11 protein-coding genes and 1 pseudogene are annotated in these 14,169 nt (G+C 62.8%); 9 read left to right on the top strand and 3 right to left on the bottom strand.

Annotated elements, in window-relative coordinates:
• A pseudogene (locus VM621_RS05730) lies at positions 1 to 251 on the bottom strand (transposase); the annotation flags it as partial.
• A gap of 443 nt (positions 252 to 694) precedes the next feature.
• Between VM621_RS05730 and VM621_RS05725 the strand changes: the two are divergent.
• Positions 695 to 2,254, top strand: a complete 1,560-nt coding sequence (locus VM621_RS05725) for an MFS transporter (RefSeq protein WP_325468010.1) — start codon at positions 695 to 697, stop codon at positions 2,252 to 2,254.
• 199 nt (positions 2,255 to 2,453) lie between these two features.
• On the top strand, positions 2,454 to 3,098 hold the full coding sequence (locus VM621_RS05720) for a glutathione S-transferase family protein (RefSeq protein ID WP_325468009.1): 645 nt from the start codon (positions 2,454 to 2,456) through the stop codon (positions 3,096 to 3,098).
• A 70-nt stretch (positions 3,099 to 3,168) separates the two neighbouring features.
• On the opposite strand, the gene VM621_RS05715 is transcribed toward VM621_RS05720, so the two are convergent.
• Positions 3,169 to 3,687, bottom strand: coding sequence for an HPP family protein (locus VM621_RS05715; RefSeq protein WP_325468008.1), 519 nt, complete (start codon positions 3,685 to 3,687; stop codon positions 3,169 to 3,171).
• Between the two features lie 186 nt (positions 3,688 to 3,873).
• Here VM621_RS05715 and gstA point away from each other — a divergent pair, with 186 nt between their 5' ends.
• On the top strand, positions 3,874 to 4,476 hold the full coding sequence (gene gstA / locus VM621_RS05710; protein WP_325468007.1) for a glutathione transferase GstA: 603 nt from the start codon (positions 3,874 to 3,876) through the stop codon (positions 4,474 to 4,476).
• On the opposite strand, the gene VM621_RS05705 is transcribed toward gstA, so the two are convergent.
• Positions 4,473 to 5,372, bottom strand: a complete 900-nt coding sequence (locus VM621_RS05705) for a LysR family transcriptional regulator (RefSeq protein WP_325468006.1) — start codon at positions 5,370 to 5,372, stop codon at positions 4,473 to 4,475. The two genes, gstA and VM621_RS05705, sit on opposite strands and share 4 nt — an antisense overlap.
• A 74-nt stretch (positions 5,373 to 5,446) precedes the next feature.
• On the opposite strand from VM621_RS05705, the gene VM621_RS05700 reads away from it, so the two are divergent.
• The 6 genes from VM621_RS05700 (at position 5,447) to VM621_RS05675 (ending at position 13,988) form a co-directional block, all read left to right on the top strand.
• Positions 5,447 to 6,106 carry a gamma-glutamylcyclotransferase gene (locus VM621_RS05700; protein ID WP_325468005.1) on the top strand — a complete coding sequence of 220 codons (660 nt, stop codon included), beginning with the start codon at positions 5,447 to 5,449 and terminating at the stop codon, positions 6,104 to 6,106.
• Between the two features lie 192 nt (positions 6,107 to 6,298).
• Positions 6,299 to 7,474, top strand: a complete 1,176-nt coding sequence (locus tag VM621_RS05695; RefSeq protein ID WP_325468004.1) for an efflux RND transporter periplasmic adaptor subunit — start codon at positions 6,299 to 6,301, stop codon at positions 7,472 to 7,474.
• A gap of 15 nt (positions 7,475 to 7,489) precedes the next feature.
• Positions 7,490 to 10,678: an efflux RND transporter permease subunit gene (locus VM621_RS05690; RefSeq protein ID WP_325468003.1), complete on the top strand. Its 3,189-nt coding sequence runs from the start codon at positions 7,490 to 7,492 to the stop codon at positions 10,676 to 10,678.
• Positions 10,679 to 10,688: 10 nt separating this feature from the next.
• Entirely contained in the window at positions 10,689 to 12,200 is a 1,512-nt protein-coding gene (locus VM621_RS05685; protein WP_325468002.1) for an efflux transporter outer membrane subunit, read from the top strand.
• Positions 12,201 to 12,210: 10 nt separating this feature from the next.
• Positions 12,211 to 13,128, top strand: coding sequence for a LysR family transcriptional regulator (locus VM621_RS05680; RefSeq protein WP_325468001.1), 918 nt, complete (start codon positions 12,211 to 12,213; stop codon positions 13,126 to 13,128).
• A gap of 5 nt (positions 13,129 to 13,133) precedes the next feature.
• Positions 13,134 to 13,988 (top strand): methyltransferase domain-containing protein, encoded by an 855-nt coding sequence (locus tag VM621_RS05675; protein WP_325468000.1) that lies wholly within the window; start codon positions 13,134 to 13,136, stop codon positions 13,986 to 13,988.
• Positions 13,989 to 14,169: the final 181 nt, after the last annotated feature.

Below are 14,169 nucleotides of genomic sequence, written 5' to 3'. Positions count from 1 at the left end.
GCAGAGCGTCTCGAATGACCTCGTTTTCCAAAAGCTGCTCGGCCAGCAGCTTCTTCAGCCGACCGTTCTCGGTCTCAAGGTCCTTCAGTCGCTTGGCCTCCGGCACGCTCATGCCACCGAACTTGCTCCGCCACAGGTAGTTAAGAGGCCTCGCTGAAACCGTGCTTGCGGCACAGGTCCTTGACCGGCATGCCGGCCTCGAACTCACGCAGGAAGCCAATGATCTGTCCTTCGGAAAAACGCTTCTTCACGTCCAATCTCCTTCTCGTGGGGGATTGGACTCGAAACCGGGCCGCTACTCAAATCTGGGGGGACGTCGACCATACGCAGGTTCACTTAGAGGCGATGGGACCAATGGTGCCGCGCGACGGGTAACGTGTCTGTAGGAGAGTTCCTGCGACGAGCTGTCAGACGTGCGATGGCTAGCCGACCTCAATGGTTTGGCGGAAGCAAAGGAACCCGTGCCTACGATGCGAACTGTGCGCTGACCGATATCACGCTACGGCCTTCCAGCTCCACCTGAAACGCGACGCCAGCGGGCGCGTCTCAGCCATCGGTCCTGCCGCCGCCGTTCCGGTAGCAACCGAAACCCGACTGTCGCTTTTTAAGCGACACAGCATCGCGGATCTCGGGGTTGGTCGGTAGACGCCAGGGGCCGATAGTCGCCGGCCTCATTCTCATGTTGGTCGCTTTCATGAAACCGAAGGAAATCGTTCCCGTCCGCGGGGGTGCAACCTCGTCCGGCGGGAGCCCACTTATCCTTGCAGCCATCTGTCTCTCGGCGTTGGTGCTCCCGCTGAGTTTCACGGGAGGAGCCGTCGCAACGCCTGCGATCGGCCGTGAGCTGGGCGGCAGCCCGACGGGCCTGACGTGGATCACGAACGCCTTCATGCTTACCTTCGGCAGCCTCCTCATGGCTGCTGGTGCTCTCGCCGATCAGTTCGGCCGCAAGCGAATGTTCGCGGCAGGTATTTCGCTCTACAGCCTGCTCTCGCTTGCGCTTGCGTTCGCGCCTACGGTCGGCTGGCTGGACATCCTGCGGGCGGTGCAGGGCATTGCCGCCGCTGCAGCGCTGGCAAGCGGCACAGCCGCACTGGCGCAGGAGTTCGATGGGCATGCGCGGACGCGCGCATTCAGCATGCTTGGCACGACGTTCGGGATCGGTCTGGCATTCGGTCCGCTCATCGCCGGCACCTTGATCGATGCATTCGGTTGGCGGTCCGTTTTTGTGCTGACGGCGGTACTTGGTGCGATTGCGATGGTGTTTGGTGTGCCGCGCATGCGCGAAACGCGCGATCCGGGCGCGAAGGGGCTCGACTGGCCAGGTGCCCTGTCGTTCACGGCGACGCTGGTCCTGTTCACGTCCGCGGTGATCCAGGCGCCGGAGAGCGGTTGGTCGAGCGCATACGTCGTCCTCATGCTCGCGGGCTCGGTCATCAGCCTCATTGCGTTCGTTGTAATCGAGAATCGCGTCGAACGACCCATGCTGGATTTGAGCCTGTTTCGCGTTCCGCGCTTCGTCGGCGTGCAGATCCTGCCGATCGGGACCTGCTACTGCTACATCGTCCTGGTGGTGATGTTGCCGCTACGCTTCATCGGCGTCGAGGGCGTGAGCGAGATCCAGGCGGGCATGCTGATGATTGCGCTCTCGGCTCCGATGCTCGTCGTTCCGATCACGGTCGCGTCGCTCACGCGCTGGATTCCCGCGGGGATCCTCTCCGGCATTGGGTTCCTCATCGCAGCCGTCGGCCTGCACTGGCTGAGCCTCTACACGGTTGGCGACTCGATGTTCTCGTTGCTGGCTCCGATGGTGCTGACAGGCATCGGTGCCGGGATGCCGTGGGGTCTGATGGACGGCCTTTCGATCAGCGTTGTTCCGAAGGAGCGCGCCGGCATGGCTGCCGGCATCTTCAACACGGCGCGAGTTGCCGGCGAAGGCATCACCCTTGCCATCGTTAGTGCCGTGCTGGCGGGCCTTGCTGCAGCTAATCTTGGCCATCTCTTGCCCGACGGTGGGCGCGACGTTGCGGAAGCCGCCCAGCGTCTGGCGACCGGCGACATCACGCGTGCCGTTGCGACGCTGCCAGCTGTAACGCATGAGCAGTTACAGAGCAGCTATGAGGAGGCATTCCGCGCCCTGCTGCATATCCTCACTGGCATAACGGTGCTCTCTGCTGTCACGGTTTTTGCCTTCCTAAGCCGAACGCCGATAGTTGAAGAAGCGGATGGCGCAAGCGTCAACGTCGCGACGTAAGCGATCGACGAAGCGTTCCATGCAGCCGAGGCCCACATGGGCCTCGGTTGCTGTCAGGCGGTTGGATCCTGACATTGTCGCCAGATCAGCTACAGACATGATCTTTTATGTTGGTTTATCTCTCAATCGGCGATCTTCAAACTGTGCTTGACGGTTCAAACAGGACCGCACCCACCCTTTCACCGTTGAGGAAAGCGCCATGTCCAAGCTTTACATTGCTAACCAGACCTGCTCGCAGGCCGTCCAGATTACGGCGAACGAGCTTGGCCTCACGCCGGAACTCATTCACTACAACGTGTTCGACAAGAGCACCTCGAACGGCGACGACTTCGGGCGCGTTAATCCGCTCGGTTACGTTCCGGTCCTCGTCCTCGACAATCCCGCCCGGGACCAGCTTTCCGAAACCATTGTGGTGGTGTCCTACCTCGCGGACCAGCACCCAGGGTCGGGCCTTATTCCGGCGCCCGGTACGTTCGAGCGCGTCCGTTTCGATCAGCTCCTGACCTTTACCGCGACCGAAATCGCGCAGAAGCACATTCCGCTCATGCGCAAGTTGATGACTACCGAAGGGACGGAGTGGACCCGTAACAAGATCGTCAGCGCCTACGCCGTTCTTGACAAGCAACTCGCCGATGGCAGGCCCTGGCTCACCGGCGACAACTTCACCGTGGCGGACGCCTACGTCTGGGCAACCATGTGGCACGAGCGCAGCGGTGCACGTATCGAGCACCTCGAGCACCTCATGGCATGGAAGGCGCGCGTCGACGCGCGGCCCTCAGTGCGCAAGGCGCTGCAGGACGAAGCTGACGTGGTGGCTCTCCACGAGTCGCTGGCGGCTGCTTAAGCACCGCGACGCGAAAGCCCCCGGCGGCTAAGGGCCGCCGGGGGCTTTTTTCGCTTGCGCAAAGGTAACGCTAGAACTGGAAATGGCGGGACAGACGCAACGCCAGCGAATCCCAAGCAAGGGCGACGCCAACGAGGATCGACGAACTCAGCAGCACATTGGCAAGCAAGAAGCGAAGCGCGTCGGCCCACGGCTGCGTTCCCGCGAGCGCGGCCACGAGCGCGATACCCGCGCCGGGTGGATGCACGGCGCGCAACAGGGTCATGACAAGGACGGCGGTGGCCAGCGCCAGAGCAACGGCGAGCATGCCCGTAGATGCCAACTGCGCAAAGAGCAAGCCCGTTAGTGCGCCGGCGGTATTTCCGACAAGCACGACATAGGGGCGTGCCGCTGGCCGACCGGGTTTTGCAAACAGGATCATCGCCGTTGCACCGAGCGGCGCGATGAGCAATGGCGAGGTGCCGGCATCGGGCCCAAGCGTCGCGGAAACGGCTCCTAGCGACGCGATGCCAACAAAGGCGCCGACAGCGGTACGCAGCGACCCAGGCAAGTGTTTGCCGAGGGCCCCCCGTAATTTCCTGCGGTTCATCGCGCGTCTTCCACGGCAACAGCGAGTAGGCGCACAGTCTGGTCGCGCGCGCTGCCGGGATAAACGGTCTGCCTCGCTACAGCGCGTCTCTGGTGGAGCGACAATCGGTGGGCGCGAATCAACAAGCCGACGCATCGCCGTTCTGCTTACCTTCTCAGACCGCTCCGATCATGTGTCGAGGCCGCGATGAAGCTCTATTACACACCTGATGCGTGCTCCCTCGCTCCGCACATCGTGCTGCGCGAACTCGGCCTCCCGTTCGCGCTGGCCAAGGTCGACCAGCCTACGAAGACAACGTCGGATGGCGAGGACTATATGGCGGTCAATCCGCATGGATACGTCGCCGCGCTGAAACTCGACAACGGTGAGGTCCTGACCGAAACCTCGGTTATCCTGGAATTTCTCGCCGACCTGAAGCCAGACGCCGGTCTCGCTCCACCCCAGGGAAGCTGGGAGCGTGTGCGCATGCGCGAAAGGTTGAGCTTCCTCTCGTGCGAACTCAACTGCGCCATGAGCCCGCTGTTCAACAAGGCCGTGCCCGAAGAAGCTAAAGCGGTCGCCCGGGCGCGTCTTTTTCGGCGCCTGGGTTCGCTCGAAGCCATCCTGAGTGTCCAGGACTATCTCGCGACCGCGGGCTATAGCGTTGCCGATGAGTACCTGTTCAACCTGCTTCGCTGGCCCCACCGGTTTGCCATCGACCTTTCGGAGTGGCCAGCCCTCCCGCGTTTCCAGGCGCGCATCGCCGAACGTCCCGCAGTCCGTGCAGCGCTGGAAGCCGAGACGGCCTAACGAAGGAACTCCGCAAGCGCTTCGAGCACGATCCGCGTGCGCGACGGCATGCGGTGGCCCAGCGGGATAAGCGCATGGACCGGCGGACCAGGAATGTCGGCTTCCGGAAGCACGTGGACGAGCGCGCCGGATGCGACAAGCGGTCGAGCGACACGATCGAACAACTGCGAGATGCCAAACCCATGAACCGTCGCATCGATGAGCGCCTGTCCGTCGGATAAGACGAGCACAGGCGCAGGCACGATGTCCCGCGTCGCGTCCCCGTCCTGCACCGTCCAGGGCCGCAAGCGACCGGACGACGCGCGGAAGATCGCGGCATCGTGGACACTGAGGTCTGCGATCGAGGCAATGGTCGGTTTGCGCGCGAGGTACCCCGGCGAGGCATAGAGCCCATTCCGCAGCGTGCACAGTTTGCGTACCGACATGTCGCTATCCGGAGGCAACTCACCGATACGCACGACTAGGTCCCATCCCTCCACGACCGGATCGGAGATGCGATCGACGAAGGCAAGCTCGAGCGCGATTTTCGGATACGTATCGCGTAGGGCAGCAAGCGTCGGCAGGAACAGCCGGCCAAAGCCTGCTGGAAGATCGATGCGCACCTTGCCGATGGGTTCGGCACGCCTGGCGGCCAGCGCCTGCTCGGCATCACGCAATCCCGCCAGGGCGGCTTGCGAAGCCTGGAGGTAGATTTCCCCGTCTTCGGTAAGGCGCACGGCGCGTGTCGTGCGCTGGAACAACTTGGTACCGAGACGGCTCTCGAGCCGTTGGACCGCCTTGCCGACGTTGGATTTGCTTGTCCCAAGGTTCTCTGCCGCCCGCGTGAAGCTGCCCGTCTGGGCAACAGCCGTGAAGGCCACGATCTCGGGTACGGATGCATCGGCGCGCTCGGTCATTGTGTCCCCCTGGGCGCCAAAGAGTATTCGCTTGCCGGATTTATCCGTCAATCGGCGCAGATCAAAATTTCTCAATGCTGACGAGAAAGCTCATTGAATCCGGTGCGTACCTTGATCACTTTCGCGGCCTCGACCCCGCGATCTGTTGGGACGACGAACGGCAGGCGCGCTCGATTGCCGAGACGATGGCAGCCGCGCCCGCGCGGGACGCCGATATCTGGGTCTTCGGCTACGGCTCGCTGATCTGGAATCCCATGCTGTGTTTCGACGAGCGCCACTGGGCCACACTGCCCGGGTGGCGCCGCAGCTTCAGCCTCGGCATGGTGGCGGGGAGGGGATCGCCGGAGCATCCGGGCCGAATGCTTGGCGTCCAGCCTGGCGGCTCCCTCCGCGGTGTCGCGCTGCGCGTATCCGGTACCCATGTCCAGGACGAGCTACGCCTGCTGTGGCGTCGCGAAATGCCGACCGGCGCCTATCTGCCTACGTGGGAGAAAGCCGTACTCGATGATGGCAGGCAGGTTACATCTCTCGTATTTGCCGCCAACGCAAACCACCCGATGCACGCGCAGGATTCCTCCGTCGCAACCGTCGCACCCCTCGTTGCAATGGCCAGCGGTCCATACGGCAGCAACGCCGAGTACGTACTCCGCCTCGATGACGAACTGGCTGCGGCCAAGGCGGCGGACGCCTATGTCCACGCGCTCGCCTCAGCCGTAAAGACGCTGCTGCGCTGAGGGGCCACGCAGGCGATTGTCGCCGGCGTGGCGCCAAAGAAACGCAATTAGCCGGATTTATTCCGCAAGCGGCGAAAGCCAATCTATGCACCGTGAGTCATGAACGTCATGCCCGCGCGCTTCCCGCGCCCCCCTCCGGCCCTGACCGACACGAGCTCCCCCCTCTTTCAAACACGCTTCAGGAGACATTTCATGACCACTACCCGCAAACGACTTTCCGTTGCGCTCGGCGCCCTGCTTGTCGTCGGCGGCGCCGCCGGCATTGCCACCTACCACGGCCACGAGGCTGTCGCTGTCGCTCACGCGGACACGGTGGCGCCGGCGACCGAGGTCGATGTTGCGCCCGTCATAGCGCGCAGCATTACTCAGTGGCAAGGCTACTCGGGCCGACTGCAGGCGGTCGACCGCGTCGACATTCGTCCCCTGGTCTCCGGCAAGATCGTTGCGGTCAACTTCCGCGATGGGTCGCTCGTAAAGAAGGGCGACAAGCTGCTTACGATCGACCCGCAGCCCTATCAGGCAGAAGTCGAGCGTGCCGCGGCGCAGGTTGCCGCCGCCGAAGCGCGGGCCGCATACGCGACGTCGGACGCGGCCCGCGCCGACCGCTTGATCGGGAGCAACGCCATTGCGCGTCGCGACTATGACGAGAAGATGAATGCGTCGCGCGAAGCACTGGCCAATCTCAAGGGGGCACGCGCCGCCTTATCGGCAGCGCGGATCAACCTCGCTTACACCGACGTCGTCGCTCCGGTGTCCGGCCGCGTATCGCGCGCCGAGTTGACGGTGGGCAACGTCGTCAATGCCGGCGCAAGCGGCCCGGTCCTTACCACGATCGTCTCCGTGTCGCCGATCTACGCGACGTTCGAAGTGGATGAGCAGACGTACCTGAGCAACCTTCGCGGCCGTGACGGCACTAAAATCCCCGTCGCGCTCGGCCTCGCCAATGAAGCGGGCTACTCGCAGCGTGGAGTGATCGATTCGATCGATAACCAGCTCGACACCACGTCCGGCACGATCCGTGTTCGCGCCCGTTTCGACAATGTCGACGGCTCGCTGGTGCCCGGCCTGTACGCGCGCCTGAAAGTCGGAGCCGGCACGCCACACGACGCTGTCCTCATCGAAGATGCCGCCATCGGCACGGACCAGTCGAAGAAGTACGTCCTGGTCGTCGGAACCGACAACAAGGTGCAGTACCGCGAAGTGAAAATCGGCGACCTGCACGACGGCCTGCGCATCGTGACCGCCGGTCTGAATGCCGGCGACCGAATCGTCGTACATGGCGTACAGCGCGTGCACCCCAGCGATGTCGTCAAGCCCACCCCCGTCGACATGGGCGCCGCACTAGCGACGGCCCAGGCTGCCGACTAACCGGAGCCTCTCCCCATGAACATCTCGAAATTTTTCATCGACCGGCCGATCTTCGCGGGCGTGCTGAGTGCGGTGATCCTGCTCGCAGGCATCATCTCGCTCACCAAGCTTCCGACGGCGGAATACCCCGAAGTGGCGCCGCCCTCCGTCGTCGTTCGCGCGCAGTACCCCGGCGCGAACCCCAAGGTCATCGCGGAGACCGTCTCCGCGCCGATCGAGGAGCAGATCAACGGCGTGGAGGACATGCTGTACATGCAGTCGCAGGCGAATGCCGACGGCAATACCGCGACCACTGTGACCTTCAAGCTGGGTACCGATCCAGACAAGGCTGCACAACTTGTCCAGAACCGCGTGGCGCAGGCATTGCCCCGCCTGCCCGAGGACGTGCAGCGCCTCGGCGTGACGACGGTGAAGTCGTCGCCCACGCTGACGATGGGCGTGAGCGTCACGTCGCCTAGCGGGAAGTACGACCTTACCTACCTCCGTAACTACGCGCTGATCAACGTCAAGGACCGCCTCGCACGCGTGCCCGGCGTCGGCGAGGTGGTGATGTGGGGTGCAGGCGACTACGCCATGCGCGTGTGGCTTGATCCGCAGAAAGTCGCCGGCAAGAACATGACGGCGTCCGACGTGGTCGCTGCCATCCGCGAGCAGAACGTGCAGGTGGCGGCGGGCATTGTCGGCGGAGCACCCATGTCGAAGGACGTGCCGCTCCAGCTCTCGGTCAACGCGCAGGGCCGCCTGAAGACCGAGCAGCAGTTCCGCGACATTATCGTCAAGAAGAACGCTGACGGCGGCATCACCCATCTATCCGACGTTGCCCGCGTTTCGCTGGAATCCTCGGAGTTCGCCCTGCGTGCGCGCCTCGATAACAAGGAAGCCGTGCAGCTGATCATCTTCCAGCAGCCCGGCGCAAATTCGCTTCAGATCTCGGATGACGTCCGTGCCGTCATGGCCGACATCAAGAAGGATATGCCTGAGGGTGTGGATTACGCAGTGAAATACGATCCCACACAGTTCGTCCGTGAGAGCATCGACGCCGTCATCCACACGCTGTTCGAGGCCATCATTCTCGTGGTACTCGTGGTGATCGTCTTCCTGCAGACCTGGCGCGCGTCGCTTATCCCCCTGCTTGCCGTACCCGTTTCCATTGTCGGCACGTTCTCGCTGATGCTCGCCTTCGGCTACACCATTAACGCGCTTTCGTTGTTCGGCATGGTGCTGGCCATTGGTATCGTCGTCGACGATGCGATCGTTGTTGTGGAAAATGTCGAGCGAAACATCGCCGCAGGTTTGAGTCCACGGGATGCCACCTACCAAGCCATGCGCGAGGTGAGCGGGCCGATCGTCGCCATTGCCTTGACCCTCGTTGCTGTTTTCGTGCCGCTGGCCTTCATGTCCGGCCTCACCGGTCAGTTCTACCAGCAGTTCGCCATGACCATCGCTATCTCGACGGTGATCTCGGCCTTTAATTCGCTGACCCTGTCGCCGGCACTTGCAGCCATTCTCCTCAAGGGCCACGACGCTCCCAAGGACTGGCTGACCCGCGGCATGGATCGCGTGTTCGGACGATTCTTCGCCAGCTTCAATCGACTCTTCAGCCGCGGCTCGGATGCCTATGGCAAGGGCGTACGTCGTGCAGTGGGCCGCAAGGCCCTCATGATCGGCGTCTATGTGGTGTTGCTCGCCGCCGCCGGCGTGCTGGGCAAGGTCGTACCGGGCGGCTTCGTTCCGGCACAAGACAAGGACTACCTGGTGAGTATTGCCCAGCTGCCCGCCGGCTCCTCGCTGGAGCGGACCGACGAAGTCATCGAACAGATGACTGCCATCGCCCTGAAGGAACCCGGTGTCGTCGCCGTCCCGTCGTTCCCCGGTCTGTCGGTGGCAGGCTTCGCGAACTCGTCATCCGCCGGCCTGGTGTTTCCAGTGCTCGCTCCGTCGAAGGAGCGTGGGGAGGCCCTCTCTGCCGACAAGATCGCCGCATCGCTGAATGCGAAGTACGCGAAGATCAAAGGCACGCAGATCGCCACCTTCCCGCCGCCGCCGGTGTCGGGCCTGGGTGCATTGGGTGGCTTCAAGCTGCAGATCGAAGACCGTGGTGCTCTCGGCTATGAGGCTCTGAACGATGCCGTGCAGGCGTTCATGAAGAGGGCATCGGAGGCTCCCGAGCTCGGCCCCATGTTCAGCAGCTACCAGATTAATGTTCCGCAGCTCGACGTCGACCTCGATCGCGTCAAGGCCAAGCAACTCGATGTGTCCGTGACGGACGTGTTCGACACGATGCAGATTTACCTTGGCTCGCTATACGTCAACGACTTCAACCAGTTCGGCCGCGTCTACCAGGTTCGTGCGCAAGCGGACGCGCCCTTCCGCATGAACGCCGATGCCATTGGCCAGCTCAAGACGCGCAACGCGAACGGCCAGATGATTCCGCTGTCGTCGTTGGTGACGGTCAAACCCACCTACGGTCCGGACACCGTCGTGCGCTACAACGGGTTCACGGCGGCTGACATCAACGGTGGTCCTGCGCCGGGGTATTCCTCTGGCCAGGCACAGGCTGCGATCGAGCGGATCGCCGCCGAAACGCTGCCGCGCGGCATTCGCTTCGAATGGACCGATCTGACCTACCAGCAGATCATTGCCGGCAACTCGGCCATGTGGGTCTTCCCGATCAGCATCCTGCTCGTGTTCCTCGTGCTGGCCGCGATGTACGAAAGCCTCACCCTGCCGCTGGCGATCCTGCTCATCGTTCCCATGAGCATCCTGTCTGCACTGTTCGGTGTGTGGCTGACCGGAGGCGACAACAACATCTTCACCCAGATCGGGTTGATGGTGCTGGTCGGGCTTTCGGCGAAGAACGCGATTCTGATCGTCGAGTTCGCCCGAGAGCTAGAGATGGATGGCCGCGGCATCGTCGAGGCAGCCATCGAAGCGAGCCGGCTGCGCCTGCGTCCGATCCTCATGACCTCGTTCGCTTTCATCATGGGTGTGATTCCCCTGGTGACCTCAAGCGGTGCCGGCGCGGAGATGCGCCACGCCATGGGTATCGCGGTGTTCTTCGGCATGCTCGGCGTCACCCTGTTCGGCCTGATGCTCACGCCCGTCTTCTACGTGCTGTTGCGCAAGCTTGCCGGTAGCAAGCCGCTGGTCGACAAGCACGGCACCCATACGCACATGCAGCTCGATGCTGCGTCAGAACATTGAGGAGTACGTCATGAAAACCGTTTTCATGGGCCGTCTGTTCAAAGGTGCCGCCGCGGTGGCAGCCACCCTGATCCTCGCTGCCTGCTCATTGGCCCCCGCATACAAGGTGCCGGCTGCTCCCGAGGATGCAGCCTTCAAAGAGGCGTCTCCCTCCTGGTCGCAGGAGACCGCCACGGCACTCGACGGAAGCACTTGGAAGGCGGCCACGCCTTCCGAGGAGTCGGCACGCGGGGAATGGTGGAAGATTTTCAACGACGCTGTCCTGGACAACTTCGAGCGCCAAGCACTCGAGGCGAACCAGGACCTGAAGGCCGCGGCAGCGCGCGTGAAGGAGGCACGCGCGCTCAACCAGGTCGCCCGGTCGGCCTTCTTCCCGAACGTCGATGCGGGTCTCGGTGCCACGCGTCAGCAGCCGTCGGCAGCTTCACAAGGCCTGCCGGACGGTGCGCGGGTCCAGCCGTCCACCGTTTACCGCGCGCAATCGAGCGTTTCCTATGAGGTCGACCTCTTTGGCCGCGTTGCTTCGGGTGTAGATGTCGCAAAGGCAAACACGCAGCGCAGTGAAGCGCTCTTTCGCTCGGTGCAGCTCGCGCTCCAGGCGGATGTCGCGCAGAACTACTTTGCCCTGCGCGAGCTGGACGCGGAGGCTGAGGTCTACGCGCATGCCGTGGCCCTGCGCGAGGACGGCCTGAAGCTGCTCAAGAGCCGATACGCCGAAGGCGACATCTCGGAAGTCGATGTACTCCGTGCCGAGACGGAGCTCTCGACGGCACGATCCGCGGCGATGACGGCACAGCGGCTGCGTGCCGCGTCCGAGCATAGCCTCGCCATCCTTCTCGGCAAGACGCCGGCGGAGTTTTCCATGCCTGCATCACCATTGCAGGCTGTCAACCTGCGAATCCCCGCCGGATTGCCGTCGTCGCTCCTCGAACGCCGGCCAGACATCGCTGCTGCGGAGCGCGCCATGGCGGCGGCCAATGCGCAGATTGGCGTGGCGCGGTCCGCATTCTTCCCGTCGCTGTCCCTGACCGGGACGGGTGGGTTCGAGTCCTCGTCATTCGGCAACCTGTTCAGGTGGAGTAGCCGATCTTTCCTGCTCGGGCCATTGACGGGAACCGCCCTCAGCCTGCCGATCTTCGACGGCGGGAAGCGCCGGGGCGACCTTGCCAACGCGAAGGCAACGCTCGAGGAGCAGGCGGCTACTTACCAGCAGCAGGTACTTTCGGCGTTCCGTGAAGTGGAAGACAACCTGTCCACGTTACGCATCCTCGAAAACCAGACGCAGACCCAGGATAAGGCGGTGGCATCTGCTTCGAAGGCTGCGTCGCTCTTGCGGATCCAGTACGACGAGGGTCAGACGAACTACCTCGACGTGCTCGACGCCCAGCGGACCGTTCTCAACGCGCGTCGTGACGCTGTGCAGTTGCAAGGGCTTCAAGCCATCGCCACGGTGAACCTGATTCGCGCACTTGGCGGCGGTTGGGACGACACGGCGAACGTCAAACCGGTCGCGACCCGTTGAGGAGCGAGTGATGGAACAATTCGCCGCGCTCGAGACGTTTGTACGGATCGTGGATTCGGGGTCGTTCTCGGCGGCCGCCAGACGTCTGGGGATGAGTCAATCTGGGGCATCCAAGGCAATGGCTCGTCTGGAAGCCGACTTGGGCGTCAGGCTCCTGCACCGGTCGACTAGGAGCCTGAGCACAACAGATGCTGGGCGGCGACTGTACGAGCACGCCAAGTCGGCGCTCGCGCAACTCGACATGGCCTTGGGCGCCGCGCGATCCGAAGCAAAACAGCTGACCGGAAAGATCAGGATTGCGGCCCCAGTTGGCTTTGCGCGCCAACACGTCGTGTCGGAGCTGCCCCGGTTCCTCGATCGACATCCTGGACTGGAAGTCGAGGTCGTCATGGACGATGCAGTCATTGATCGAGTTGAGGCCCGTATTGACCTCTGCCTCCGCCACGGTGAGCCCGTGACGAAGATCCCTGGAAGCAGGCGCATCGGTATGGCACGTCGCCTGCTTGTGGGATCTCCCGAGTACTTCGAGCGCCACGGCGAACCCGAATCACCCCGTGACATATCGGCGCACCAGGTGGTCACATGGTCTGTCGACCGGGATTCGAACGCTTGGTCGTTCCGCCAAGCTGATGCCGTGCATCGCGTCGAACTCAAGGGGCGGCTGAGAGTCGACTCGCGCGAAGGTATGCGCGATGCTTTACTCGCCCAGGCCGGGATTGCCGTTGTCTCCGAGTGGGACGTTGCACCGGAGCTGGCGAATGGATCGCTTCGTCCCACCCTTGCGGGCTGGAAGTTACCCACCGACGAGATATGGGCGGTTCCCACTGGGGGGCGCCTTGTCAGCCCGGCAGCAAGCGCGATCATGTCCTTTATCGAAGACTCGATTCAGAGGTCCACTCCGGAATCCGGCAACAGAGAGGGACGGTGATGGCCGTGAGGCATACCCCATTAGGTGGCGCTCTGTCCTCCCTCGCTGCGGGCAAGGACGACGAGGCGCGGCATGCGCTGTCGCGCATGAAGGATGAATCGGTTATGGCTCGGGCTCTTGCACTCGCTTTAAGCAGCGGCTCACTAGCCAATGCTTATGATGCGCCGTCGGCCTTCGAGGCGTTTATCCGAAGCCGCGGAAACATCGCCTTGTACGGCGCGGTTAGTTCGACGCTGGCTCGCCTGTATGACCACTATCGACCTCACAGGCTTCTGGACATTGGCACGGGTGACGGCATGGCGCTCTTGCCGGCCATAGCCGAGGCGACGCACGTACCGCGAGAGATCGATGTTATTGAGCCCAGCGAGCAGATGTTCGAAAAGCTGATTGGATCACTGTCGGTCCATGCCGGCTACACCCAAGGTTTTGAGGCCTTCGCCGAGGACCTAGCTCAGAAGAATCATTGGGATATGGCGCAATCGAGCTTCGCGTTGCAATCGATACCTCCTAGCGCCAGGACCAAAGCCCTCCGCAGGCTTGCACGCCATGTCGATAGGCTGGTTGTCATAGAGTTCGATGTGCCGGACCTCCCCCTTGGTAGTCGCGACCTCCATGAATCGCTTGCCACGAGGTACGAATGTGCCGCGAGCGAACAGGAAGAGAATGCCGACCTGGTTGCATCGGGCTTTCTTGTGCCGATGTTGCTCGGACAGCTTCGTGCCGCGACGCCGTCCAACTGGGAGCAGCCAGCAAGTGCGTGGCTTGACGAACTCACGTCAGCGGGCTTTCGTGCAGTCAAAGTCGAACACGTGCACGACTATAGTTGGGCGTCCGCGATGTGCCTCGTCGCAGATGCCTGAGAGTTTCATGGTCATCCGAAGGTATGGCCGTTCGTCAGGGCGCCATCATGGAATGTCGGCATAATAGGGGCCGATGCGAGTCTGCATAAGCGGTAGACCGGGCACCAACTATCTCGGCATTTCCAAATTGGCGCCTCTAATGGCGAAGTGTTGGCCTAAAGGGTTGGCACAGGTGCCTCTG

This window comes from Luteibacter sp. (assembly GCF_035539195.1).
In the GTDB taxonomy this organism is placed as follows: Bacteria; Pseudomonadota; Gammaproteobacteria; order Xanthomonadales; family Rhodanobacteraceae; genus Luteibacter.
Note: the sequence above shows the minus strand (reverse complement) of the source record. Positions and strands in the feature narration are given on the sequence as shown.